24 protein-coding genes are annotated in these 23,174 nt (G+C 72.1%); 14 read left to right on the top strand and 10 right to left on the bottom strand.

The genetic code is table 11. The annotated features are described in order from the left end of the window. The first annotated feature begins 89 nt into the window (after window positions 1–89). Together fabG and fabI are read left to right on the top strand one after the other, a co-directional pair. Window positions 90–794, top strand: coding sequence for a 3-oxoacyl-[acyl-carrier-protein] reductase (gene fabG / locus ACF1AG_RS25605; protein ID WP_387794823.1), 705 nt, complete (start codon window positions 90–92; stop codon window positions 792–794). 5 nt (window positions 795–799) lie between these two features. Beyond that, entirely contained in the window at window positions 800–1,567 is a 768-nt protein-coding gene (gene fabI / locus ACF1AG_RS25600; protein WP_359606064.1) for an enoyl-ACP reductase FabI, read from the top strand. 63 nt (window positions 1,568–1,630) lie between these two features. Here the strand turns inward: fabI and ACF1AG_RS25595 are convergent, their stop codons facing one another. After that, on the bottom strand, window positions 1,631–2,323 hold the full coding sequence (locus ACF1AG_RS25595) for a FadR/GntR family transcriptional regulator (protein WP_359606062.1): 693 nt from the start codon (window positions 2,321–2,323) through the stop codon (window positions 1,631–1,633). Window positions 2,324–2,423: 100 nt separating this feature from the next. Between ACF1AG_RS25595 and ACF1AG_RS25590 the strand changes: the two genes are divergently transcribed. The 4 genes from ACF1AG_RS25590 to ACF1AG_RS25575 all read left to right on the top strand — a co-directional run bounded on the left by ACF1AG_RS25590 (window position 2,424) and on the right by ACF1AG_RS25575 (window position 4,992). Further along, entirely contained in the window at window positions 2,424–3,740 is a 1,317-nt protein-coding gene (locus ACF1AG_RS25590; protein WP_391810489.1) for a CynX/NimT family MFS transporter, read from the top strand. A 139-nt stretch (window positions 3,741–3,879) separates the two neighbouring features. Further along, on the top strand, window positions 3,880–3,996 hold the full coding sequence (locus ACF1AG_RS25585; protein ID WP_006132620.1) for an SGM_5486 family transporter-associated protein: 117 nt from the start codon (window positions 3,880–3,882) through the stop codon (window positions 3,994–3,996). 207 nt (window positions 3,997–4,203) lie between these two features. Then, entirely contained in the window at window positions 4,204–4,410 is a 207-nt protein-coding gene (locus ACF1AG_RS25580; RefSeq protein WP_387794824.1) for a hypothetical protein, read from the top strand. Between the two features lie 63 nt (window positions 4,411–4,473). Next, window positions 4,474–4,992 (top strand): histidine phosphatase family protein, encoded by a 519-nt coding sequence (locus ACF1AG_RS25575; protein WP_359606060.1) that lies wholly within the window; start codon window positions 4,474–4,476, stop codon window positions 4,990–4,992. A gap of 89 nt (window positions 4,993–5,081) precedes the next feature. Here ACF1AG_RS25575 and serB read toward each other — a convergent pair whose 3' ends face one another. Together serB and ACF1AG_RS25565 are read right to left on the bottom strand one after the other, a co-directional pair. Beyond that, on the bottom strand, window positions 5,082–6,290 hold the full coding sequence (gene serB / locus ACF1AG_RS25570) for a phosphoserine phosphatase SerB (RefSeq protein ID WP_359606058.1): 1,209 nt from the start codon (window positions 6,288–6,290) through the stop codon (window positions 5,082–5,084). Between the two features lie 125 nt (window positions 6,291–6,415). Beyond that, on the bottom strand, window positions 6,416–8,173 hold the full coding sequence (locus ACF1AG_RS25565; RefSeq protein WP_387794825.1) for a streptophobe family protein: 1,758 nt from the start codon (window positions 8,171–8,173) through the stop codon (window positions 6,416–6,418). Window positions 8,174–8,417: 244 nt separating this feature from the next. Between ACF1AG_RS25565 and ACF1AG_RS25560 the strand changes: the two genes are divergently transcribed. Then, window positions 8,418–10,910 (top strand): FHA domain-containing protein, encoded by a 2,493-nt coding sequence (locus ACF1AG_RS25560; protein WP_387794826.1) that lies wholly within the window; start codon window positions 8,418–8,420, stop codon window positions 10,908–10,910. 91 nt (window positions 10,911–11,001) lie between these two features. On the opposite strand, the gene ACF1AG_RS25555 is transcribed toward ACF1AG_RS25560, so the two are convergent. The 3 genes from ACF1AG_RS25555 to ACF1AG_RS25545 form a co-directional block, all read right to left on the bottom strand. Next, complete coding sequence (locus tag ACF1AG_RS25555) at window positions 11,002–11,724, bottom strand: transglycosylase SLT domain-containing protein (RefSeq protein WP_359606777.1); 723 nt, start codon at window positions 11,722–11,724, stop codon at window positions 11,002–11,004. Between the two features lie 376 nt (window positions 11,725–12,100). Then, entirely contained in the window at window positions 12,101–13,144 is a 1,044-nt protein-coding gene (locus ACF1AG_RS25550; RefSeq protein ID WP_387794827.1) for an S-adenosylmethionine:tRNA ribosyltransferase-isomerase, read from the bottom strand. Next, entirely contained in the window at window positions 13,141–13,839 is a 699-nt protein-coding gene (locus ACF1AG_RS25545) for an SDR family oxidoreductase (protein WP_359606780.1), read from the bottom strand. Before ACF1AG_RS25545 ends, ACF1AG_RS25550 begins: the two co-directional genes overlap by 4 nt. Before the next feature lie 253 nt (window positions 13,840–14,092). Between ACF1AG_RS25545 and ACF1AG_RS25540 the strand changes: the two genes are divergently transcribed. The 3 genes from ACF1AG_RS25540 to ACF1AG_RS25530 all read left to right on the top strand — a co-directional run bounded on the left by ACF1AG_RS25540 (window position 14,093) and on the right by ACF1AG_RS25530 (window position 16,272). Continuing rightward, complete coding sequence (locus tag ACF1AG_RS25540) at window positions 14,093–15,238, top strand: GAF domain-containing sensor histidine kinase (protein WP_359606782.1); 1,146 nt, start codon at window positions 14,093–14,095, stop codon at window positions 15,236–15,238. Next, the gene (locus ACF1AG_RS25535; RefSeq protein ID WP_359606784.1) at window positions 15,231–15,872 is read left to right on the top strand and encodes a response regulator transcription factor; all 642 of its coding nucleotides are present in this window, start codon (window positions 15,231–15,233) and stop codon (window positions 15,870–15,872) included. Before ACF1AG_RS25540 ends, ACF1AG_RS25535 begins: the two co-directional genes overlap by 8 nt. 154 nt (window positions 15,873–16,026) lie before the next feature. Next, entirely contained in the window at window positions 16,027–16,272 is a 246-nt protein-coding gene (locus tag ACF1AG_RS25530) for a chaplin (RefSeq protein ID WP_359606786.1), read from the top strand. Window positions 16,273–16,384: 112 nt separating this feature from the next. Here the strand turns inward: ACF1AG_RS25530 and ACF1AG_RS25525 are convergent, their stop codons facing one another. Continuing rightward, window positions 16,385–17,173, bottom strand: coding sequence for a hypothetical protein (locus ACF1AG_RS25525; RefSeq protein WP_359606788.1), 789 nt, complete (start codon window positions 17,171–17,173; stop codon window positions 16,385–16,387). A gap of 164 nt (window positions 17,174–17,337) precedes the next feature. On the opposite strand from ACF1AG_RS25525, the gene ACF1AG_RS25520 reads away from it, so the two are divergent. From ACF1AG_RS25520 to ACF1AG_RS25510, 3 genes are all read left to right on the top strand, one after another. Next, entirely contained in the window at window positions 17,338–18,135 is a 798-nt protein-coding gene (locus ACF1AG_RS25520; protein ID WP_024887131.1) for an ABC transporter ATP-binding protein, read from the top strand. A gap of 97 nt (window positions 18,136–18,232) precedes the next feature. Next, the gene (locus ACF1AG_RS25515; RefSeq protein ID WP_033275590.1) at window positions 18,233–18,664 is read left to right on the top strand and encodes an NfeD family protein; all 432 of its coding nucleotides are present in this window, start codon (window positions 18,233–18,235) and stop codon (window positions 18,662–18,664) included. A gap of 159 nt (window positions 18,665–18,823) precedes the next feature. Then, complete coding sequence (locus tag ACF1AG_RS25510; protein WP_359606790.1) at window positions 18,824–19,771, top strand: SPFH domain-containing protein; 948 nt, start codon at window positions 18,824–18,826, stop codon at window positions 19,769–19,771. 106 nt (window positions 19,772–19,877) lie between these two features. Here ACF1AG_RS25510 and ACF1AG_RS25505 read toward each other — a convergent pair whose 3' ends face one another. The 3 genes from ACF1AG_RS25505 to ACF1AG_RS25495 all read right to left on the bottom strand — a co-directional run bounded on the left by ACF1AG_RS25505 (window position 19,878) and on the right by ACF1AG_RS25495 (window position 21,955). Next, window positions 19,878–20,384: an HNH endonuclease gene (locus ACF1AG_RS25505; RefSeq protein WP_048458543.1), complete on the bottom strand. Its 507-nt coding sequence runs from the start codon at window positions 20,382–20,384 to the stop codon at window positions 19,878–19,880. A gap of 207 nt (window positions 20,385–20,591) precedes the next feature. After that, window positions 20,592–21,131 carry a YbhB/YbcL family Raf kinase inhibitor-like protein gene (locus tag ACF1AG_RS25500; RefSeq protein ID WP_359606792.1) on the bottom strand — a complete coding sequence of 180 codons (540 nt, stop codon included), beginning with the start codon at window positions 21,129–21,131 and terminating at the stop codon, window positions 20,592–20,594. A gap of 41 nt (window positions 21,132–21,172) precedes the next feature. After that, window positions 21,173–21,955 (bottom strand): sporulation protein, encoded by a 783-nt coding sequence (locus ACF1AG_RS25495; RefSeq protein WP_359606794.1) that lies wholly within the window; start codon window positions 21,953–21,955, stop codon window positions 21,173–21,175. Between the two features lie 191 nt (window positions 21,956–22,146). On the opposite strand from ACF1AG_RS25495, the gene ACF1AG_RS25490 reads away from it, so the two are divergent. Beyond that, on the top strand, window positions 22,147–22,788 hold the full coding sequence (locus tag ACF1AG_RS25490) for a DNA-3-methyladenine glycosylase (RefSeq protein ID WP_359606796.1): 642 nt from the start codon (window positions 22,147–22,149) through the stop codon (window positions 22,786–22,788). Window positions 22,789–23,174: the final 386 nt, after the last annotated feature.

The raw sequence follows: 23,174 nt of genomic DNA, 5'->3' as shown, positions 1-23,174 counted from the left end.
CGGACCGGGACCGATAGGTTTTCGGTGCAGCCGCCTGTCGTCACGGTGTCCGGGCGGGTGGACCAGACCGCTATCGAAGGGGTGATCCGTTGAGCCGCTCGGTTCTCGTCACCGGAGGCAACCGGGGCATCGGCCTCGCCATCGCCCGCGCGTTCGCCGACGCCGGCGACAAGGTCGCCATCACGTACCGCTCGGGTGAGCCCCCGGCCGGCTTCCTCGCCGTCCGGTGCGACATCACCGAGGCCGAGCAGGTGGAGCAGGCCTACAAGGAGATCGAGGAGGCGCACGGCCCCGTCGAGGTGCTCGTCGCCAACGCCGGTATCACCCGGGACCAGCTCCTGATGCGCATGTCCGAGGAAGACTTCACGTCCGTCCTCGAGACCAACCTCACCGGCACCTTCCGCGTCGTCAAGCGCGCCAACCGCGGCATGCTGCGCGCCCGCAAGGGCCGCGTCGTGCTGATCTCCTCGGTCGTCGGGCTGCTCGGCTCCGCGGGCCAGGCCAACTACGCCGCCTCCAAGGCCGGTCTGGTGGGCTTCGCGCGGTCCCTCGCCCGCGAGCTGGGCTCGCGCAACATCACCTTCAACGTCGTCGCGCCCGGTTTCGTCGACACCGACATGACCCGGGAGCTCACCGAGGAGCAGCAGGCGAAGATCCTCGCCCAGGTGCCGCTCGCCCGGTACGCGAAGACCGAGGAGATCGCCGCCGCGGTGCGCTTCCTCGCCTCGGACGACGCCTCGTACATCACTGGAGCCGTCATTCCCGTTGACGGCGGACTGGGAATGGGTCACTGACACACATGAGCGGAATTCTCGAGGGCAAGCGCGTCCTGATCACCGGTGTGCTGATGGAGTCCTCCATCGCCTTCCACACCGCGAAGCTGGCCCAGGAGCAGGGTGCCGAGATCATCCTGACCGCGTTCCCGCGGCCCACCCTGACCGAGCGCATCGCCAAGAAGCTGCCCAAGCCCACCAAGGTCATCGAGCTCGACGTCACCAACGACGAGCACCTGGGCCGCCTGGCCGACGTCGTCGGCGAGGAGCTCGGCGGCCTGGACGGCGTCGTGCACTCCATCGGCTTCGCGCCGCAGGACGCCCTCGGCGGCAACTTCCTGAACACGCCGTTCGAGTCGGTCTCCACGGCCATGCACGTCTCGGCGTTCTCCCTGAAGTCGCTCACCATGGCCTGCCTGCCGCTGATGCAGAACGGCGGCTCCGTCGTCGGCCTCACCTTCGACGCGCAGTACGCCTGGCCGCAGTACGACTGGATGGGTCCGGCGAAGGCCGCCCTGGAGGCCACCAGCCGCTACATGGCGCGCGACCTGGGCAAGCAGAACATCCGCTGCAACCTCATCTCCGCCGGCCCCATCGGATCGATGGCCGCCAAGTCCATCCCCGGCTTCTCCGAGCTGGCCTCCGTCTGGGACAACCGCGCCCCGCTGGAGTGGGACCTCAAGGACCCGGAGCCGGCCGGCCGCGGCGTCGTCGCCCTGCTGAGCGACTGGTTCCCGAAGACCACGGGTGAGATCGTCCACGTGGACGGCGGTCTGCACGCCGTCGGCGCCTGACGGACGCCCCGCACGAGGGCCCGCGCCTCCCGGGGGAGCGCGGGCCCTCGTGCGTGCCACGGGTCAGTCGGCCGTGGGAGCCGTGAACCGTCCCGGCTTGCACGCCATGGGGTAGGAGGCGGCCTCCTCGGCCGCCGTCGCCTCGTCGCCCACGCGGATAGCGTCCACCAGCCGGCCATGGTCCATGTGCGTCTCCGGCGACATGTCCCCGCCCACGTCGTCGCGCAGCCAGTCGCGCAGCACCTCGACCAGGTCCGCGTAGAGCGCGGTCATCACGTCGTTGTGCGAGGCCGCCACGACAGCCATGTGGAACGTCGCGTCCGCCGTCACGAACGTCTCCGCGTCGCCCGACTCCCACGCCTCCTCACGGCGCTGCAGCAGCGCGTCGAGCTGCTTGAGGTCCTTCTCCGTGCGCCGGTGGGCCGCCAGCCGCGCCGCGGAGGACTCCAGGGAGGAGCGCAGCTCGGCGACGTGCCGGGGGTCGGCGCCCGCGAAGCGACGGTGCATCACGCCTGCCAGCTCGCTGGTGGCGACCACGTAGGTGCCCGAGCCCTGGCGAATGTCGAGCAGGCCGTTGTGCGCCAGCGCGCGCACCGCCTCGCGGACGGTGTTGCGGGCGACCCCCAGCTGCTCCACCAGTTCCGGCTCGGTGGGGATGCGTGAGCCGACCGGCCACTCGCCCGAGGTGATCTGGGCCCGCAGGGCGGCGATGACCTGCTCGGACAGTGCGGATCTGCGCGGATGGCTCAGAGGCATGATTCACCTTCGCACGGCAGGGGCCGCGTAGGACGTCCTCTCCATGGACCACCGGGACAACCAATCATCCCATGATTCTATGATGGGTCGCATGACTCGTATGACTGGTGACGAGACCCGGACGACCGCGTCCGCCGCCGCCCGTACGCCCGCCGCGTCGGCGCCCCGGGAACACTCCGGCGCTTCCTCGCGCGCGTGGCGGAAACGGCTGCTCGTCGTCGGCATCGTGCTGGCCGCCCTGAACCTGCGCCCCGCCATCACCAGCTTCGGCGCCCTGCTCGAAGAGGTGCGCGACGGGCTCGGCATGAGCGGCAGCGTGGCCGGGCTGCTCACCTCCCTGCCCGCGCTGTGTTTCGCCGTCTTCGGCGTCACCGCGCCCCGCCTGGCCCGCCGCTTCGGCCCCGGCGCGGTGGTGTGCGCGGGCATGGCCGCCATCGCCACCGGTCTGCTGGTCCGGCCCTTCGTCGGCACCACCGCCGCCTTCCTGCTGACCAGCGGCCTCGCGCTCGCCGGCATAGCCGTGAGCAACGTGCTGATGCCGGTCATCGTCAAACGCTGGTTCCCCGACCGGGTCGGCTCCATGACCGGGCTCTACTCGATGGCCCTCGCCCTGGGAACCGCCTCGGCCGCGGCGATCACCGTCCCGGTGACCGACGCGCTCGGCGGCGACTGGCAGGCGGGGCTCGCCGTCTGGGCCGCCCTCGCGGCGGCCGCGATCCTGCCCTGGCTCCCGTTCGTACGGGAGCGGGGCGCACCATCGAGGGACGGAGCGCCGGAGTCGCCCCCGCGGGACGGACAGGGGCAAGGGGAGCCCGCCGGGCAGACGCCGGTACTGCGCATCACCCGCAGCCCTACGGCCTGGGCGCTGGCCGTCTTCTTCGGGCTCCAGGCCACCGCCGCCTACATCACCATGGGCTGGATGGCGCAGATCTTCCGCGACGCGGGCGTTCCCGCCGGCCGGGCCGGACTGCTGCTGGCCGTCACCATGGTGATGGGCGTGCCCCTGGCCTTCGTCATCCCGCGCCTGGCCGCCCGGCTGCCCCGCCAGGGCCCGATCGTGCTCGCCCTGGGAGTCAGCGGCCTGATCGGCTACGCGGGCCTCTACTTCGCCCCGGCCGCCGGCGCCTGGGCCTGGGCGGTGCTTCTGGGAGTCGCCAACTGCGCCTTCCCGCTGGCGCTCACCATGGTCGGCATGCGGGCCCGGACGGGTGGGGGCGTGGCCCAGCTGTCCGCCTTCGCGCAGAGCACCGGCTACCTGATCTCCATCCCCGGGCCGCTGCTGGTGGGCGTGCTCTACCAGCACAGCGGAGGCTGGGGGCTGCCGATCGTGCTGATGGCGGGGCTGATGGTGCCGCAGATGATCGTCGGGGTGGTGGCCGGCCGGGACCGCACGGTGGAGCACGAGGCGGCGGGCTGAGGCGCCCGGCTTGTGGACCGGGGTGCCCGGGGTACGGATCGGGCCGCCCTTCGTGAGGGGCCGCCCCTCGCCCCGGGCCGCCGCGCCGGCCGGGCACCCCGTGGCCGGTGCCGGGCGGGGAGGGTGCGACACTTTCCCCATGCCAGTCCTCGACCCGAACCCGCAGAACGGCCAGAAGAAGATGCTGCTCGTCTTCGGCGCGTTCTTCGCGATCTTCATCGTCATCGGCGTCATCGCGACGGTGCTCGCGCCCTGAGCGCGGGCGGCGGCGCCCGTGCCCCGTGCCCCGAGCGCGGTGACCGGCTCCGCGCCCTGAGGGTGGTGCTGGCACCACCGTCCCCTAGGGGGCCAGGCTCAGGGTCAAGTGGGTGGATCACCGGATGGGTTGACGCCCCGCCGATCCCTACCTTCGAGATGTGGCCGCGACCGGCGGCCCCGGAGCTCTCGAAGAGCGGAGGCACCCATGTCGGCGCGCACGCACTCCCGGCCCGTTCCGGCCCCCCGGGCCGGTGCCGCCACCCGGCTGCCGTGGTGGGCCCTGGCCCTCCCCTCGCTCGCCTTCGTGGCCCTGCTCGCCCTCGTCCTCAACCCCTCCGACGCGCACGCGACAGCCGGTGAGCCCGCGCTCACCCTCCTCGTCGAGCGGGCGCAGCAGCTCATGGCCCGCTGAACGCGCCGAGGCGCCGGTCAACTCCCTGCGCCCCGTGGCCTGTTTCGTGCGAAGCTGGGTGCCATGAGCGTCGCAGAACCCCGCAGGATTGTCCTTTTCCGGCATGCGAAAGCCGACTGGCCTCCGGTGTCCGACCACGAGCGGCCCCTCGCCGAGCGAGGCCGCCTGGACGCCGCGGCCGCCGGCCGCAAGCTGGCCGACTCCGGCGTCGCCTTCGACCTGGCCCTGTGCTCCACGGCGGTACGCACCCGGGAGACGTGGAAACTCGCGGTCCACGAGTTCCCGAAGCGGCCGAAAACCGTCTACGAGGAGCGGGTCTACGAGGCCTCGCCCGGCGAGCTGATCGCCCTGCTCAACGAGACCCCCGACGACGCGCAGAACGTCCTGCTGATCGGACACAACCCGGGCGTGCAGGGACTGGCCGACATCCTCGGCGGCGCGTCCGGGGGCGACGCGCGCGAGCGCATGACGCGGCGCGGCTTCCCCGCCGCCGCGTTCGCGGTCCTGACCTTCACCGGCCCCTGGAAGTCCCTGGAGCCCGGTACCGCCACGCTGGTCGACTACTGGGCGCCCACCGAGTGACCCCCGGCTGACCCGCCCGGCACGACAAGGGCCCGGCACCGACCTCGTCGGAGCCGGGCCCTTCCGTCGTCAGGGCCGGTGCGCGCGGCTCAGTCGCCGGCGATCGTGTCCGCGGCCTCCACCTCTTCCCGCGTGATGCCCAGCAGATAGAGGACGGTGTCCAGGAAGGGGACGTTCACGGCCGTGTGCGCCGCCTCGCGCACCACCGGCTTGGCGTTGAAGGCGACACCGAGACCGGCCGCGTTCAGCATGTCCAGGTCGTTCGCGCCGTCACCGATCGCCACCGTCTGCGACAGCGGCACACCCGCCTCGGCCGCGAAGCGGCGCAGCAGCCGGGCCTTGCCCGCCCGGTCCACGATCTCGCCGGTCACCCGGCCGGTGAGCCTGCCGTCGACGATCTCCAGCGTGTTCGCCTGGGCGAAGTCCAGACCGAGGCGCTCCTTCAGGTCGTCGGTGACCTGGGTGAAGCCACCCGACACCACGCCCACCTGGTAGCCGAGCCGCTTGAGAGTACGGATCAGGGTGCGGGCGCCCGGCGTCAGACGCACCTCGCTGCGCACCTTGTCGATCACGGAGGCGTCGAGACCCTCCAGCAGCGCCACCCGCGCGTGCAGCGACTGCTCGAAGTCCAGCTCCCCGCGCATCGCCGCCGCCGTCACCTCGGCGACCTGGTCCTCACAGCCCGCGTGCGCCGCGAAGAGCTCGATCACCTCGTCCTGGATGAGCGTGGAGTCCACGTCCATCACCACCAGGCGCTGCGCCCTGCGGTACAGGCCCGCCGCGACCACGGCGATGTCGATGCGGAACCGGGCCGCGTCCGTCACCAGCGCGGTGCGCAGCGCCTCCGTCTCCACGCCGGACACCGCGAACTCCACGGCGGTCACCGGGTACTTGGCGAGCCGGAAGATACGGTCGATGTTGCCGCCGGCCTTGGTGATCCGCGCGGCGACCGCGGCCGTCGCCTCCGAGGTGAGGGGGTGGCCCAGCACGGTCACCAGGGACCTGCCGAGACCGCGGGGGCGGTTGTCGCCCCTGCCGGAGATGATCTCCGCCTGCATCTTGATCGACTCCGCCCAGCTGTGGACGGTAGCCCGCAGGTCGCCCTCCATCCCGGCCGGAGGCTGGGTCACGAGCGCGCACAGCACGATGCGTCCGCGGGTGACGACCTGCTCGATGTCGACCACGTCGACGGAGTAGGCGGCGAGTGTGTCGAAGAGGCCGGCCGTGATGCCGGGCCGGTCCTTGCCGAAGATCTTGACCAGGAGGGTGGGAACGTCGGAGGTCTGCGATGCGCTCATGGTGCTCTTACCGTATCCGGCACGGAGTGCCCCGCGCCCGCACGGTCCGCCCTCCGGACACCCCGCCCGGTCCCGCCCCCGGCCGTGAACACGGTTCGGCGTCGGGCACCAGGCCGGCCCGCCTCCTAGCGTCCCCCCGACCCCCGGGCGCCCTCGTCTCCCCCCTCGGGCTCGCGCGCCCCCGGAGGGCGGGGCGCCGACGGTGGTGGGGGAGGGGGCGGGACCCTGTCCGGCCACAGGCGGCCACGGTCCGGGCGGGGCGGGCGAGAGGGCGGGGCGAGGCCGGCGACCGTGGGGGCCGCCGCCACGTCGTCCGCGCCGGCACCCGTGTCCGCAAGCGTGCTCCGGCCCGGCACCGCGTCCTCGGGGGCAGCCTGTTCCGTCCGCGCCCCCGGCAGCCGTAGATACGGATTGGTGTCCGGGTCGGGCGGGCGGTACGGCAGGCCCGGCCGGTAGGGACCCGAGGGCGCCGGCGCCGACGAGCCGTCGCCTCCGGCACCCCGTGCCAGTGCCGCCACCCGCGTCCCGGCCACCCCGCACGCCCACGCCAGCAGCGCCCCCGCCGCACCGGCCCCGGCGCCCCACACGGCACCGAGCAGCGCCGCCGCGCCGAGCCGCCCGTTCAGATCCAGCCCCGCGTCGAACGCGTCGTACCCCAGCATCGACAGCGAGGCGCCCACGGACACCTCCGTGAGCCACACCAGCACCGGCAGCGTCACCGCCGTGGCGGCGCCCAGCCGCACCGCACACCGCCCGGCGAAACCACCCGCCCCCGGCGCACCCCCCAGCGGCGTCCGCACCCCCGTCAGCACGCCCGCCAGCAGCACCGCCGTCGCTGCCCCGGCCCCCAGCAGCCACACCCGCCCGTCCAGCCCGGCCAGCGCGCCCAGGGTGACCGGCTCCCTGGTCCCCGTCCGCAGCAGCTCGTCCAGGGGATGCGGCAGCGCGCCCAGCAGCGCCCCGTCCCCCTGGGCGTCCCACGGGACGAAAAGCCCGACCGACACCCCCAGCCACACCCCGTTCGGCGCCCCCAGCAGCGCGGCCCCGGCGATCCGGCGGGGATGGTCGTCGCCGGCCGCCGCGTACCCGGCGGCGGCGATCCCCGCCGCCACCGTGACCAGCAGCACCGCGACGACCGACGAGGCCACCGGCCGCACCACCCGGTGCAGGGCGTCCCACCCGCGCGGCAGCGGAGTACGCCGGGAGGCGAGCAGCGCGACCAGCAGCACGCCCGCCGACCAGAACAGCCCCGCCAGCAGCGTCGGCGCCGTGTCGACGGAGAACCCCACCGTCACCTCCGCGTCGACCAGGTCCCCCACCCGGTCCGGCAGCAGCTCCCCGATGTCGCCCAGCCCGGGGACGTCCAGCCCTCCGCCACCGTCCGCGCCTGGCAGGCCGGCCACACCGAGCGCGGCCACGTCGACGGTGATCACGTCGTGGCCCGCCCACACCAGCCCGCCCGCCGTCGCCACGGCCAGCGCGACCACCGTGCCCGCCCGCGCGGCGAGTTCACGGCCGGACACGACAACTCCCGCCACCCGTAAGGACCTCAGGAAGACGAGGGAGAGCAGCAGCGCCCCCACCAGCCCCACACCGAGCGGCATCACGTCGACCGCCGTGTCCGCCTCGGCGCCGGACAGCCCGAACATCGACACGTCCCCCGTCGGCGTCACCGAACCGCCCACCGCCAGCGCCACCACCGCGGCGGCCGTCGGCCCCGGCGACGCCGCCGTGTCCGCGTCCAGCAGACGCAGTCCCAGCGCGGCCGTCCCCGCCATCCCGATCAGCGCCCAGCTCACCGCGGCGACCGCGGACATCACCACGTCCGCCCACGGCAGACCGGTGGCACGCCCCGGGCCGGCGGAGCCTGTGGCAGTACTCATGGGCAGACCCCCCGATCCGCGGAGCGGCCCGGCAGGCCGCACATGTCCCCCTCGCGTGGTTTACCACTCTCCGGGGCGATTTCAACCCCCGCCCGGACAGGGCCGTCGACGCCTTGTCGCCGGGTCGTGACAGGGCCGACTTTCGGTCGGAGGGCCGCGCCTGAAATAGTTCCCCCCGATGTTCGACATCCCTAGACTCCCTGCGACGGGGGAAATTCGGGGGAACAACTCAGTGGGGCATGGAGTGCCGGAACTCGTACTGGAATCAAACGGACGCACCTGGACGCTCGATCCGTCCAGGTCCTACACCCTGGGACGTGACCCGCAGGGCGACGTCGTCCTCGACGACGCCAGGGTGTCCTGGCGTCACGCCACGATCAGCTTCAACGGCCGCAGTTGGCTGATCGAGGACCACGGCAGCACCAACGGCACCTTCGTGCAGGGTCAGCGGATCCATCACCTGGAGTTCACCGCCGACACGGTGCTGAACCTGGGCAACGCGAACGACGGCCCGCGCGTGACGCTGTCCGGTGTCGCCGCAGCCGCCGTGCCGCAGGCGCAGCAGCCGTACGCCGCCCAGGGCGGGGGCGCCGGCTGGCAGCAGCCGCCGGCCCAGCAGGGCTGGCAGCAGCAACCGCAGCAGCAGAACGCGCCGCACATCCCCCAGCAGCAGGGCCCCGGTGGTGGCGCGGGGGCGCCGCCGGTCTACGGCGACCGCAGTCCCACGACGTTCCACCAGTTCTCGCTCGGCCGCGTGATGCGCATCGGCCGTGCCCTGGAGAACGACCTGGTGGTCTCCGACCTCCAGGTGTCCCGCAACCACGCGGAGTTCCACTCGACGCCCGACGGGCGCATGGAGATCCGCGACCTGGGCTCGCACAACGGCACCTACGTCAACGGCCAGCCGATCGCCAAGGGCGGATCGCAACTGCTCGGCCCCACCGACATCGTGGGTGTCGGTCACTCGACGTTCCGGATCGTCGGCGACCGGCTCGAGGAGTTCGTCGACACCGGTGAGGTGTCCTTCTCCGCCCGCCACCTGACCGTCACGGTCGACGGCGGCAAGCAGATCCTGAAGGACGTCTCCTTCGGCGTCCCGGAGAAGTCCCTGATCGCGGTCATCGGTCCCTCCGGCTCCGGCAAGTCGACGCTGCTCAAGGCGCTCACCGGCTACCGCCCCGCCAACGAGGGCGAGGTGCTGTACGACAACCGCAACCTGTACAAGCAGTTCGCCGAGCTGCGCCAGCGCATCGGTCTGGTCCCGCAGGACGACATCCTGCACAAGGAGCTGACCGTCAAGCGCGCCCTGAAGTACGCGGCCAAGCTGCGCTTCCCCGCCGACACCACGGCGGCCGAGCGTGAGGCCCGCATCGACGAGGTGCTGCGCGAGCTGAAGCTGGACATCCACAAGGACAAGAGGGTCACGTCCCTGTCCGGCGGTCAGCGCAAGCGCGTGTCGGTGGCGCTGGAGCTGCTCACCAAGCCGTCGCTGATCTTCCTGGACGAGCCGACCTCCGGCCTCGACCCGGGCATGGACCGCGACGTCATGCAGCTGCTGCGCGGCCTCGCCGACGACGGCCGCACGGTCCTCGTGGTGACCCACTCGGTGGCCGAGCTGGCGATCTGCGACAAGCTGCTGGTGATGGCGCCGGGCGGTTCCGTCGCCTACTTCGGCCCGCCCGAGGAGGCGCTGAACTTCTTCGGTTACGACACCTGGGCCGACGTCTTCTCCGCCTTCGAGAACTACCGCGACTACGACTGGGCGGGCCGCTGGAAGGGCTCGCAGCACTACCAGATGTACGCCGCGGACATCGACGCGGTCGCCCCGCAGTCCGTACAGGTCCCCGCGATGCAGGCGATGAAGCCGCCGAAGCCGCAGGGCTGGGCGTCGCAGTTCACCACGCTGGTGCGCCGCTATGTGTCGGTGATCGCCTCCGACAAGGGCTTCCTCGCCCTGTCGATCATCCTGCCGCTGGTCCTCGGCTCGGTCAGCCTGCTCATCGACCAGGGCAAGGACCTGCTGGTCAACACGGAGATCAACCCGAGAACGGGCAGGCCCGTCGGCAACGGCACGGCGCTCACGGTGCTGCTCATCCTCGCGGTGGGCGCGTGCTTCGCCGGCGCCGCGAACTCCGTCCGTGAGCTGATCAAGGAACGTGTGATCTACGAGCGGGAGCGCGCCACCGGCCTGTCCCGCTCGGCGTACCTGATGTCGAAGGTCTTCGTGCTGGGCCTGATCACCATGATCCAGGGCCTGATGATCGGCGTCATCGGCTTCGCCAGCCGCACGGTGCCCGACGAGGGGCTGGTCCTCGGCGGCCAGATCCTGCTGGAGCTGTGCATCCCGATCATGGCGCTGGGCTTCACCGCGATGATGTTCGGACTGATCATCTCGGCCCTGGTGAAGACCGCCGAGAAGACGATGCCGCTGCTGGTGATGTTCGCGATCGTCCAGGTCGTCTTCACCGGCTGCCTGTTCCCCCTGGCCAACTCGGTCGGCGTCAACGAACTGTCGTACCTGATGCCGTCGCGCTGGGCGGTGGCCGCCGCGGGCACCACGCTGGACTTCAACAACATCAGCCCGCCCGCCAAGGGGGACAGCGACGACCCGCTGTGGGAGCACGCGGCCGGCGCCTGGGCGATGGACATGGGCGCGCTGCTCGCGCTCGGTGTGGTCTGCGGCTTCTTCGTGGCGCGCTTCCTGCGCCGCCACGAGCCGGAGGTCATGCGCAAGTAGTCCCGCCGTACGGCCCCGAAGGGCGGCACCCCGTCAGGAGGGTGCCGCCCTTCGGCGTCTGTGTGCGGAGGGAGAGGTCCGCGCCGACCTCTCAGTACGCGCTGTCGACGTTGTCCATGGTGCCGTACTTGTCGGCCGCGTAGTTGCAGGCGGCGACGATGTTGGCGACCGGGTCGTAGATGTTCTTCGGGGTGCCCTTGACGTGATACGCGTCGAAGGTCGGCGGGATCACCTGGAGCAGCCCCTTGGAGGGGATGCCCTTCTGGGCGTTGATGTCCCAGAGGTTGATCGCCTTCGGGTTGCCGGAGGACTCCCGGATGATGTTGCGGTGGATGCCCTCGTAGGAGCCCGGGATCCCGTTCTTCTTCATGATGGACATGGCCTCGCGGATCCAGCCGTCGAGGTTGTCGCCGTACTTCTTCGGAGCGGCCTTCTTCACCGCGGCGCGCTCGCTGGAACGGCTCGCGGACTCCGCCGCCTCGCGGGCCTTCGCGGCCTTGGCCGCGGCGGCCGCCTTCTTCTTCGCGGCGGCCTCGGCGGCGGCCTGCTTCTTGGCCGCGATCTGCTCGACCTTCACGCTGGTGCCGGCGAGCTGGCTGTTCACGTCGGCCTTGACGCCCTGGATCTGCTGGGTGCTGTAGGCCACCTTCGCCGTCTGGGCGGGGGCCTCGGCCGTGGTCGTCGTCGAGGCGTTGCTCGGGACCGCCGAGAAGCCGATGGCGGCGGCGCCGAGAGCGGCGACGCCCGCGGCGGCGATCTTGTGGTGGCGGGTCAGGGCTCGACCATGACCACGGGTGAGGATGTGCTTGGGCATGCGGAACGGACCTCTTCGAATAGCGCGGAGGTCGCTCGATGTCCGGTGGGACTGTGCTTCTTCGGCACACGAACGCCGCGGGCAAGAAGCCCACGGCGCTGAGCGACGCAGCCATTGTTAGCGGCCGCAAAATCGCCGGGCAAAGGTGTGACCTACGAAGCCGGGTAGTGGATCAGGGGGGCGTCAAAGCGGGCAGATGGGACTGTTCGCCCCGCGTATAGGGAGGATATGAGTCTCCTAATCCGCTTCGTACGTGATGTACGCCCTATGCCCGGCCTCACACCCCGCCCCCTCCCTCCTCACCGCGTGTTGCTGACGCAATGCGCTGTGTGAGGAGTTTCCGCCCCCCTCGGCCGGGCCGGTCCGCGCCGCTCCGTCAGTACGGCAGCAGCAGGTGCACGTCCCCGAACTCGTGCCACAGATACCGCCCGTCCAGCGCCTCCTCGTACCCCCGCGCGACCGCCTCCCGCCCCGCGACCGCCTCCAGCATCAGCAGGTGTGACGCCTCCGGCTCGTGCAGCCCGGTCAGCAGCCCGTCCACCACCCGCACCCCCCGCTCCGGGGTCACCACCAGGTCCGTCCACCCCGCGCGGGCCCGCACCACCCCGTCGGCACCGGCCGCCGACTCCAGCGCCCGCACCGCCGTCGTGCCCACCGCGACCACCCGGCCGCCGCCCGCCCGCACCGCGCCGACCAGCCGCGCCGTCGCCTCCGGCACCGCGAACCGCTCCGGGTACGGCGGCTCGTGCGCCTCCGCCGACGCCACCCCCGTGTCCAGCCGCACCGGCGCGACCTGCACCCCGCGGCTCACCAGCTCCGTCACCGTCCGCGCGGTGAACGGACGCCCCGCGCTGGGCATCTCCGCGCTTCCCGAACCGTCCCGCGAGGGCAGCGCGAACACCGTCTGGTACGCCGACAGCGGCTGGTCCCGCTCCGTGTACGCGTACCGGATCGGCCGCCCGTGCTCCTGCAGCAGCCCCGGCACGTCCCGCGACACCCGCGCCCACCACAGCCGCGGCGCCCCCGCGCTCAGCGGCTCCTCGACCCGCAGCCGCGCACCCCCGGCGAGCCGCACCCCAGTACCCGCACGCGTGCCCGCGCGCACGCGCGTGGTGCCGCGCCCGTCCGGGTCCCGCAGCTCGACCGCCCAGCGCCCGTCGTCGCCGCGCGTGGAGAAGTGCACCACCACGCGCGCGCCGCCGACCCGCCCGTCGACGGCCGCCGCCAGCGTGGGCGACGTGTTCACCACCAGCAGGTCGCCCGCGCGCAGCAGCAGCGGCAGCTCCGAGAACGCGTGGTGGGACACCCCGGTGCCCCGCGACACCAGCAGCCGCACCGCGTCCCGGTCGCGGCCGGGCGCCCGCCGCTCCGCCGGCACCCGAGCCGACAGCTCCTCCGGCACCCGGAACGTGACCGTCACCGCCGTCCCTCCAGCAGCGCCGGGGCGCCGTAGCGGCCACTGGCCGGCCGCTCCTCCAGCAGCCGCAGGAACCCCGGCACAACCGTCTCCGGCTCCGGCCGCGCATCGTCGTCGTCCGGCACGGCCGCCGTGTACAGGTCCGTCGCCATGTCCCCCGGGTCGACCGACCACACCCGCAACCCCGGCTCCTCCTCCGCCAGCACCGCCGCCAGCTGGTCGAGACCCGCCTTCGACGCGCCGTACCCTCCCCACGTCGGATACGCCTCCGCGGCGGCGTCCGAGCTCACCACCAGCACCGCGCCCGCCCCCGCGGTCCGCAGCAGCGGCAGCGCCTCCTGCACCAGGCCAAGCGCGGCGACCAGGTTCACCTCCAGCGCCCGCCGCAGCCCCTCCAGCGGCAGCTCCGCCAGCCGCACCAGCGGCTCGGCGCCCAGCGCGCTCGCGTTGTGCAGCAGCAGGTCCACCCCGCCCAGCCGCCAGGCCGCCGCCACCAGCTCCGCCCGGTGCGCGGGGTCCGTGACGTCCCCGGGCACCGCCGTCACCCGGGTGCCGTGCGCCGAGGCCAGCACCTTCGTCTCCGCCAGGCGGTCCTCGCCCCGCGCGTCGAGCACCAGGTCCCAGCCCCGCTCTGCCAGCCCCAGGGCCAGCGCCCGTCCGAGCCCTTTCGAGGCTCCCGTGATGATCGCAACCGGCATGACAACCGTCCCCTCGTCCGTCGTGTCGTCCCGCCCTGTCGGCGTGTGATCAACGTAGGAAGCCGGGCCCCTGCGCCGCCTCGGGCGCGGGACGCAGCCGCCCGGGTCCCTTCGGCCTACGACGGCACGCCCCCGTCCCTCGCCCTAGGCCGCGCCGGCGGGCCCCGGACCCGGGACCTAGGACCAGCGGCGGGGGAGAGGGGCGGCCGGCGGTCCGATCCGCGGGCCCGTGGCCCGCCGGTACCGTGAGGACATGAGCCACGGCCCCCGGTCCGGCCTCGCCGCGGTGAGCTCCGCGTTGCTGGCCATGAGCAGGCATCTCGAGGTGCGCGACGTCCTCAAGACGATCGTCGCCTCCGCCCGCGAACTCCTCGGCGCCCAGTACGCCGCCCTCGGCGTCCCCGACGACCACGGCGGCTTCGCCCAGTTCGTGGTGGACGGCGTCAGCGACGAGCAGTGGAAGGCCATCGGCCCCCTGCCGCGCCGGCACGGCATCCTCGCCGCGATGCTCGACGACGCCGCCCCGCAGCGCCTCGCCGACGTGCGCCGCGACCCGCGCTTCGAGGGCTGGCCCAGCGCCCACCCCGACCTCGTCGACTTCCTGGGCCTGCCGATCCGCGACGGCGACGAGGTGCTCGGCGCCCTGTTCCTCGCGAACAAGAACTGCCCGAAGCCGGACGGCGCCTGCGGCTTCACGGCGGACGACGAGGAGCTCCTCGGCATCCTCGCCCAGCACGCGGCCATCGCCCTCACCAACGCCCGCCTCTACGAGCGCAGCCGCGAGCTGACCATCGCCGAGGAGCGCTCCCGTCTGGCCCACGAGCTGCACGACGCCGTCAGCCAGAAGCTGTTCTCCCTGCGCCTCACCGCCCAGGCCGCCGCCCGTCTCGTGGACCGCGACCCGGCCCGTGCCAAGGGCGAGCTCCAGCAGGTGGCGGAGCTGGCCGCCGAGGCCGCCGACGAACTGCGCGCCGCGGTCGTCGAGCTGCGCCCCGCCGCCCTCGACGAGGACGGGCTGGCCGCCACCCTGCGTACCCAGGTGCAGGTCCTCGACCGCGCCCACAGCGCGCGCGTCACCTTCACCGGCCACGGCGTGCGCGCCCTGCCCGCCGCGCAGGAGGAGGCGGTGCTGCGGGTCGCCCAGGAGGCGCTGCACAACGCCCTGCGCCACTCCGGCGGGAGTCACGTCGACGTGACCCTGGAGCGGCGCGGCAACGGCGCGGTCCTGCGGGTCGGCGACGACGGCGGCGGCTTCGACCCGCACACCGTCCGCCGGGCGGGCCGCCATCTGGGCCTGGTCTCCATGCGGGACCGGGCGAGCGGGGTCGGCGGCAGGCTGACCGTGGAATCGGCGCCCGGAAAGGGCACCACCATCGAGATGGAGGTCCCCGGTGGCTGACGCGATCAAGGTGCTGCTGGTCGACGACCACCAGGTGGTCCGGCGTGGTCTGCGCACCTTCCTGGAAGTGCAGGACGACATCGAGGTCGTCGGCGAGGCCGCGGACGGCACGGAGGGGGTCGCCCTGGCCGGCGAGCTCCAGCCCGACGTCATCCTCATGGACGTCAAGATGCCCGGCATGGACGGCGTGGAGGCGCTGCGCAGGCTGCGCGAGCTGGACCACCGTGCCCGGGTGCTGGTCGTCACCAGCTTCACCGAGCAGCGCACGGTGATCCCCGCCCTCCGCGCGGGCGCCGCGGGCTACGTCTACAAGGACATCGACCCGGACGCGCTGGCCGGCGCCATCCGCTCCGTGCACGCCGGGCACGTGCTGCTCCAGCCGGAGGTGGCGGGCGCGCTGCTGTCCCAGGAGGAGAGCGGTTCCGGGGCGGGACGCGCGGGCTCGCTCACCGAGCGGGAGCGCGAGGTGCTGGGGCTGATCGCGGACGGCCGGGCCAACCGGGAGATCGCCCGCGCCCTCGTGCTGTCCGAGAAGACGGTGAAGACGCACGTGTCGAACATCCTGATGAAGCTCGACCTGGCGGACCGCACCCAGGCCGCGCTGTGGGCCGTGCGGCACGGCCTCAGCGGCTGACCCTCGGCCCGTTGTCACCGGAAGGTTCCCCTCCGGTGCGAGATTCATACCGTAGGGGGAATGGCTCACGGGCCCCGTATCCCCCGCCCGTGCCACGCGTTGCCCAGTGCGGACCGCGGCGCTCGCCGCGGTCGTCGCAAGGAGGGCTCGGAAAGTGAAGAACCTGAAGAAGGCAGCGGCCGTGACGATGGTGGCCGGCGGTCTGCTCGCCGCCGGTGCGGGCATGGCCTCCGCCAGCGAGGGCAGCCACGCGGACGGCAAGGCCGTGGGCTCCCCGGGCGTCGTCTCCGGCAACCTCGTCCAGGTCCCGGTCGACGTCCCGGTCAACGTGTCGGGCAACAGCATCAACGTGATCGGTGTGCTGAACCCGGCCTTCGGCAACGTCGCCGTCAACGACTGACGACCGACGCCACCAGACGACAAGCCCCGGCCGCCCGCCCCCACCCGGCGCCGGGGCTCGTCCCTGCCGGGGGCCGGCGACGAGAGACCTGTCCCCGCCCGGCGGCGAGGGCTCAGCGCGCCCCGCGCTCCTCCACGAACGCGTTGTAGGCCGCCACCTGCGCCCGCCGGGCCGTCCGCTCCACCGGCCGCAGCGCCAGCGCCCGCGCCGACATCTCCGACGCGCTCACCGCGCCGCCGTGCCCGTGCGCCGTCGCCAGCGACACCAGCGCGCCCACCCGCTGCGCCAGCTCGAGCACCCGCACCGCACGCGGCGGATACCCCGGCGCCAGCACGTCCTGCCCGCGCGACGCCGTGGCCCGCGCCCGGTACGCGTCGATCGCCGCCTCCGCGACCGGACCCGACCCGGCCACGTCCAGCCGCGTCAGCGCCTCCGTCGCCTCCCGCAGCGCCTCCGCCAGCTCCCGCTCCGCCTCGCCCAGCGACGGCACGTCCGCCGGCGGAGCCTCCCGCACCGGCAGACAGTGCCAGAGGACCTCCACATGCACATCGCCCTCGGGCCCGGCCTCCGACACCTCCGGCACCAGCCCCAGCGCCGCCCCCTGGCACACCACGGCCTCCTCGGCCTCCAGCGCCCGCGCGTTGAACTCCGGCGGGCCGCTCAGCCCCAGCGGATGCCCCGGCGCCGGCAGTGCCACCCGCAGCCCCGACACCCCGAGCCCCCGCAGCCGCCCCAGGGCCAGCGTGAGCCCCACCGGCGCGGACTCCCCGGGCACCCCTTCCACCCGGTGCACCGCGTCCTCCCCGACGACGGCGAGCGCCGCCTCGTCCGGGGAGACAAGTCCGGCGAGAAGGGCGTTGCCCCAAGAAGCGAGACGACCAGAGCGTGGTTCCGAAAGCATGCGTACACCCTAGACAGCACCCGGAAACCGGACCGATGGAATGTCCGGGTCGGCCGGTGGCGTAGATTTCATGATGGGCTCCCGCCCACGGGTGCGGCGGACCGACCCACAAGGCGTACGCGACAGCCGAGACCGGCCACACTGCAAGGGGAGACAAGGCGCTCATGAGCGATGTTCTGGAACTTCAGGACGTATCCGTGGTCCGCGAGGGCCGGGCTCTGGTGGAGCAGGTCTCCTGGTCGGTCAAGGAGGGCGAACGCTGGGTCATCCTTGGCCCCAACGGCGCCGGCAAGACCACCCTGCTGAACATCGCGTCCAGCTACCTCTACCCGAGCAAGGGCACCGCCACCATCCTCGGCGAGACGCTCGGCCGTCCCGGCACCGACGTCTTCGAGCTGCGCCCCCGCATCGGCGTGGCCGGCATCGCCCTCGCCGACAAGCTGCCCAAGAAGCAGACCGTCCTCCAGACCGTGCTCACCGCCGCCTACGGCATGACCGCCGGCTGGCAGGAGGAGTACGAGGACATCGACGAGCAGCGCGCCCGCGCCTTCCTCGACCGCCTCGGCATGTCGGAGTACCTGGACCGCAAGTTCGGCACCCTCTCCGAGGGCGAGCGCAAGCGCACCCTCATCGCCCGGGCCCTGATGACCGACCCCGAGCTGCTCCTCCTCGACGAGCCCGCCGCCGGCCTCGACCTCGGCGGCCGGGAGGACCTGGTGCGCCGCCTCGGCCGCCTCGCCCGCGACCCGATCGCCCCCTCCATGATCATGGTCACCCACCACGTCGAGGAGATCGCCCCCGGCTTCACCCACGTCCTGATGATCCGTCAGGGCAAGGTCCTCGCAGCCGGCCCGCTCGAGCTCGAACTCACCAGCCGCAACCTGTCCCTGTGCTTCGGTCTCCCGCTCGTCGTCGAGCAGGTCGGCGACCGCTGGACCGCCCAGGGCCTCCCGATGAGCTGACACGACCCCACCCCGCGCACAACCCCCGGCACGACAAGGCCCGTTCGACCGACCGGCGCCCTGTCCGTGACCGGGTGCGCGGTTCTACCATGACCTTGTGGACATCGACGCATGGCTGTGGTGGCTGATCGGCGCGGCGGCACTCGGCATCGCCCTGGTGGTCACCGCGATGCCCGAACTCGGCATGCTCGCGGTGGGCGCCGTCGCCGCGGCAGTGGTCTCCGGAATCTTCGGCGGCGGGGCCGTCGCCCAGGTCGCGGTCTTCGCCGTCGTCTCGACCGCGCTGATCGCCGTCGTCCGGCCCATCGCCCGCAGACACCGGTCCCAACGGCCCGAACTCGCCAGCGGGGTCGACGCCCTGAAGGGGAAACAGGCCGTCGTCCTCGAACGCGTCGACGGCAGCGGTGGCCGCATCAAACTGGCGGGCGAGGTCTGGTCGGCCCGCGCCCTCGACACCGGCCGCTCCTACGAGGTCGGCCAGGAGGTCGACGTCGTGGAGATCGAGGGGGCCACCGCGATCGTCATGTGATCCCGCACCTCCCGTACGGCACAACCGGTGCGAACACGCCCCCGGTTGGCCCCGCGGTCTGACAGACTCGACCAGCAAGATCTACAACCGCACGACCGTGCACAGGCACACACGACATGCCGTAGGCGCCGAGGCTAAGAAGGGTTCGGGGAACCGACGATGGAACCGGTCATCATCGTCCTGATCATCCTGGTGGTGTTGGTCTTCATCGCCCTGATCAAGACGATCCAAGTCATCCCACAGGCCAGCGCCGCCATCGTCGAGCGCTTCGGCCGCTACACGCGGACACTCAACGCGGGCCTCAACATCGTCGTCCCGTTCATCGACACCATCCGCAACCGCATCGACCTCCGCGAGCAGGTCGTCCCCTTCCCGCCGCAGCCGGTGATCACCCAGGACAACCTGGTCGTCAACATCGACACCGTCATCTACTACCAGGTGACCGACGCGCGGGCCGCCACCTACGAGGTCGCCAGCTACATCCAGGCCATCGAGCAGCTCACCGTCACCACCCTGCGCAACATCATCGGCGGCATGGACCTCGAGCGGACCCTCACCTCCCGTGAGGAGATCAACGCGGCGCTGCGCGGCGTCCTCGACGAGGCCACCGGCAAGTGGGGCATCCGCGTCAACCGCGTCGAGCTCAAGGCGATCGAGCCGCCCACCTCCATCCAGGACTCGATGGAGAAGCAGATGCGCGCCGACCGTGACAAGCGCGCCGCCATCCTCCAGGCCGAAGGTGTCCGGCAGTCCGAGATCCTGCGCGCCGAGGGCGAGAAGCAGTCCCAGATCCTGCGCGCCGAGGGTGAGGCCAAGGCCGCCGCGCTGCGCGCCGAGGGCGAGGCCCAGGCCGTCCGCACGGTCTTCGAAGCGATCCACGCCGGCGACCCGGACCAGAAGCTGCTCTCCTACCAGTACCTCCAGATGCTCCCGAAGATCGCGGAGGGCGACGCCAACAAACTCTGGATCGTCCCCAGCGAAATCGGCGACGCCCTCAAGGGCCTCTCCGGCGCGATGGGCAACTTCGGCTCCAACCTGGGCGGCAACGGCGCCTCGGGTGGCACCGTCCCGGCCCAGGAACGCCGCGAAAAGCCGTCGATCGACTGAGAGCACCCCGCGAGTTCCCCGCACCTCCTGAGGGGCGCGGGGAACTGCGCGATCAACCACGTCCGACCCGCACCCGGGTCATCCGCTCAGCCCCTACGGCGAAGCCTCACGCGGCGGCCGACGCCAGCCACTCGGGCAACGCCTCGAAGTCGTCCCTGGCCAGCGCCAGCAACATCGCATCCGCAGGCGTCGGCTCGTACGGCTCCCGCAGCAGCGGCATCCCCGCCTGCTCCGGTGTCCGGTCGGCCTTGCGGTGATTGTCCTCGGCGCACGACGCCACCGTGTTCAGCCAGGTGTCCTGCCCGCCGAGCGACCGCGGCACCACATGGTCGACGGTCGTCGCCCTCCGACCGCAGTACGCGCACCGGTGCCGGTCCCTCACCAGCACACCCCGCCTCGACCACGGCGCACGTCTTCGGAACGGCACCCGCACGTATTGACACAGCCTGATCACCCGGGGCGCCGGTATGTCGACCGCGGCTCCCCGCATCCGCAGTTCGGGATGGGCCTGCTCGACGACGGCCTTGTCCTGAAGCACCAGAACGACGGCCCGGTTGAGTGTCACCGTCGACAACGGCTCGAAGCTCGCGTTCAGCACCAGCGTGTCCCGCATACCAGCCCACCTCCCGTGCGCACCGGCCCGCCCCTCGGCGGGCTGGAACAACTCTGGCCGGGCGCGCCGGGATGGACAACGCAATATCCGCTGCTCCCGCGGGAGACGACTCCCGGGGACCCCGACGGAAAAAATGCCCGCCCCTGATCAATTCCAAGACCAGGGGCGGGCAAACGTTCCGGGAACGCCCGGTGTCGCGCGGGGGACTCAGGACTCCGCGGGCACCTCGTACTCGCCGATCAGCTGGGCACGCGCGAGCGTGTGGAACCGCAGGTTGAAGCCCACCACGGCAGGGGAGGCGTCCGCGTCCGGACCCAGCTTCTCCTGGTCCACGGCGTACACCGTGAACACGTACCGGTGCGGGCCGTCCCCGGGCGGCGGCGCGGCGCCGCCGAACTCCTTGGTCCCGTAGTCGTTCCGCGCGTGGACGGCGCCCTCCGGCAGCCCCTCGAAGGAGCCGCTGCCGGCGCCGGCCGGCAGCTCGGTCACCGAGGCCGGGATGTCGAACACCACCCAGTGCCAGAACCCGCTGCCCGTCGGGGCGTCCGGGTCGTAGCAGGTCACGGCGAAGCTCTTGGTCTCCGGCGGGAAACCCTCCCAGCGCAGGTGCGGCGACGTGTTGCCCGCCGCGTGGACCTGAGCGTCCGTGAGCGTCGCACCCTCCTTCACATCGTCGCTCGTCACCGTGAACGACGGCACGGGCGGATGGAAGTCATGGGGGAGCGGCCGCCGCTTGAGCTCGGTCACCTCGGTACCTCCTGATCGATGACGTTCAGTCACGAACGAGCCTAGAACCAGTTCCGCTTGGAGCCGACCTCCGACAGCCACTGGTTCAGGTACGCCGCCCAGTCGGTCCCCTGGTAGTCGTTCAGACCCACCTGGAAGGAACGGAACGTGTCGCTGCCCTCACTGAACAGACCCGGCCTCTTGTCCATCTCCAGGATGACGTCCATCGCCTGCGCGTCGGCGACGAAGCTCAGCTCCACCTGGTTCAGCCCGCGGTACTGCGACGGCGGGTAGAACTCGATCTCCTGGTAGAACGGCAGCTTCTGCCGCGTCCCCCGGATGTGGCCGCGCTCCATGTCCGCGCTCTTGAAGCGGAAACCGAGCTGGATGAAAGCGTCCAGAATCGCCTTCTGCGCCGGCAGCGGGTGCACGTTGATCGGGTCCAGGTCACCGGAGTCGACGGCCCGCGCGATCGCCAGCTCGGTGGTCACACCGATGTCCATTCCGCGCAGCGGCTGCCCGTCGATCATCGTGACCGGAGTCTCCCACGGGATCTCGAGCCCGAACTGCACGGCGTGCACCGCGCCCGCCTGCAGCTCGAAGGCGCCGCCCAGCTGCTGCTTGGTGAACTCGATGTTCTGCTTGTACTCCTCGTCGCCGCTCTCGACCTCGACCTTGGCCTGAAGACCGACCGACAGCCCTTCGATCTGCTGGTTCACGGACCCGCCCTGGATCCGCACCTCGCCCTGGACCACACCCCCAGGAACGACGTTGACCTCGTGCAGCACCGTCTCGACCGAGGCCCCGCCGGCCCCCAGACTCGCCAGCAGCTTCTTGAACGCCATGTCTCTCCCTCTCCAGGCGACCCCGGCTGGGTCACACCTGATCCACGGGCCCGCAGCACGTCGTGCGCCGGACTCCGATCCCTAACAACGCGATCCGGCCGCGGCCGGTTCCGTGTGCCCCACACCCTGGCAACCGCGGCGACCGGTTGACCAGCCCGGCGCCGGCCCCGCCTCCAGTACCCTCGGACGGCATGATCGCGAGCCCCGACCGTACGCCCCTGCCGAGGGAGTTCTTCGACCGGCCCGTCCTCGAGGTCGCCCCCGATCTGCTCGGCCGTCTCCTCGTCCGCGACACCCCGGACGGCCCGATCGTCCTCCGCCTGACCGAGGTGGAGGCCTACGACGGACAGAACGACCCCGGCTCGCACGCCTATCGCGGACGCACGCCCCGCAACGAGGTGATGTTCGGTGCGCCCGGCCATGTGTACGTCTACTTCACCTACGGCATGTGGTTCTGCATGAACCTGGTCTGCGGCCCCGAGGGCCGGGCGAGCGCGGTCCTGCTCCGTGCGGGGGAGATCGTGGAGGGCGCGGAGCTCGCCCGCACCCGCCGGCTCTCCGCCCGCAACGACAAGGAACTGGCCAAGGGCCCGGCCCGCCTCGCGACAGCCCTGGACGTCGACCGCTCCCTCAACGGCACCGACGCCTGCGCCACCGGCGACACCCCGCTCCGTGTCCTCCACGGCACGCTCGTCGATTCCTCCCAGGTGCGGAACGGACCGCGTACCGGCGTCTCCGGCGAGGGGGGCGTGCACCCGTGGCGGTACTGGGTGGCGGACGATCCGACGGTCAGCCCGTACCGCGCCCACGTGCCGCGTCGGCGCCGAAGTTGACTCGCCCGTGGAAGATGCGTAATGTAGCCCGAGCCGCTTGAGCCGGGCAGGGCGTTCGTTCTGCATCCGCAAGCGGCCAACCCACTACCTACGACCACCCCCTCAGCGGGGTCGATTTCGGCGTGTCCGCATGTCCGAATTCGAAGTCGCCGGCCCCGATTATGAATCGGGCGGGGAGATCGGTTAACGTAGTGAATGTCGAAAGGGCGACGGGCGAAAGCCCAAAACCTGACGACATCCCGCCGACCGGGAATCGGAGCCGAAGGGGTCTGATAGAGTCGGAAACGCAAGACCGAAGGGAAGCGCCCGGAGGAAAGCCCGAGAGGGTGAGTACAAAGGAAGCGTCCGTTCCTTGAGAACTCAACAGCGTGCCAAAAGTCAACGCC

The organism is Streptomyces sp. NPDC014764 (assembly GCF_043082785.1).
Lineage (GTDB): Bacteria > Actinomycetota > Actinomycetes > Streptomycetales > Streptomycetaceae > Streptomyces > Streptomyces althioticus.
This window is presented reverse-complemented; position numbering and strand designations above follow the sequence as displayed.

What these genes read in the sequence shown, in the direction of transcription:
- ACF1AG_RS25585 (WP_006132620.1), top strand. Translation starts at nt 3,880, where the DNA reads ATGCCAGTCCTCGACCCGAACCCGCAGAACGGCCAGAAGAAGATGCTG.
- ACF1AG_RS25545 (WP_359606780.1), bottom strand. Translation starts at nt 13,839, where the DNA reads ATGCCGGTTGCGATCATCACGGGAGCCTCGAAAGGGCTCGGACGGGCG.
- ACF1AG_RS25575 (WP_359606060.1), top strand. Translation starts at nt 4,474, where the DNA reads ATGAGCGTCGCAGAACCCCGCAGGATTGTCCTTTTCCGGCATGCGAAA.
- ACF1AG_RS25565 (WP_387794825.1), bottom strand. Translation starts at nt 8,173, where the DNA reads ATGAGTACTGCCACAGGCTCCGCCGGCCCGGGGCGTGCCACCGGTCTG.
- ACF1AG_RS25555 (WP_359606777.1), bottom strand. Translation starts at nt 11,724, where the DNA reads ATGCCCAAGCACATCCTCACCCGTGGTCATGGTCGAGCCCTGACCCGC.
- ACF1AG_RS25580 (WP_387794824.1), top strand. Translation starts at nt 4,204, where the DNA reads ATGTCGGCGCGCACGCACTCCCGGCCCGTTCCGGCCCCCCGGGCCGGT.
- ACF1AG_RS25595 (WP_359606062.1), bottom strand. Translation starts at nt 2,323, where the DNA reads ATGCCTCTGAGCCATCCGCGCAGATCCGCACTGTCCGAGCAGGTCATC.
- ACF1AG_RS25505 (WP_048458543.1), bottom strand. Translation starts at nt 20,384, where the DNA reads ATGCGGGACACGCTGGTGCTGAACGCGAGCTTCGAGCCGTTGTCGACG.
- ACF1AG_RS25510 (WP_359606790.1), top strand. Translation starts at nt 18,824, where the DNA reads ATGGAACCGGTCATCATCGTCCTGATCATCCTGGTGGTGTTGGTCTTC.
- ACF1AG_RS25540 (WP_359606782.1), top strand. Translation starts at nt 14,093, where the DNA reads ATGAGCCACGGCCCCCGGTCCGGCCTCGCCGCGGTGAGCTCCGCGTTG.
- ACF1AG_RS25490 (WP_359606796.1), top strand. Translation starts at nt 22,147, where the DNA reads ATGATCGCGAGCCCCGACCGTACGCCCCTGCCGAGGGAGTTCTTCGAC.
- ACF1AG_RS25525 (WP_359606788.1), bottom strand. Translation starts at nt 17,173, where the DNA reads ATGCTTTCGGAACCACGCTCTGGTCGTCTCGCTTCTTGGGGCAACGCC.
- ACF1AG_RS25520 (WP_024887131.1), top strand. Translation starts at nt 17,338, where the DNA reads ATGAGCGATGTTCTGGAACTTCAGGACGTATCCGTGGTCCGCGAGGGC.
- ACF1AG_RS25495 (WP_359606794.1), bottom strand. Translation starts at nt 21,955, where the DNA reads ATGGCGTTCAAGAAGCTGCTGGCGAGTCTGGGGGCCGGCGGGGCCTCG.
- fabI (WP_359606064.1), top strand. Translation starts at nt 800, where the DNA reads ATGAGCGGAATTCTCGAGGGCAAGCGCGTCCTGATCACCGGTGTGCTG.
- serB (WP_359606058.1), bottom strand. Translation starts at nt 6,290, where the DNA reads ATGAGCGCATCGCAGACCTCCGACGTTCCCACCCTCCTGGTCAAGATC.
- ACF1AG_RS25590 (WP_391810489.1), top strand. Translation starts at nt 2,424, where the DNA reads ATGACTGGTGACGAGACCCGGACGACCGCGTCCGCCGCCGCCCGTACG.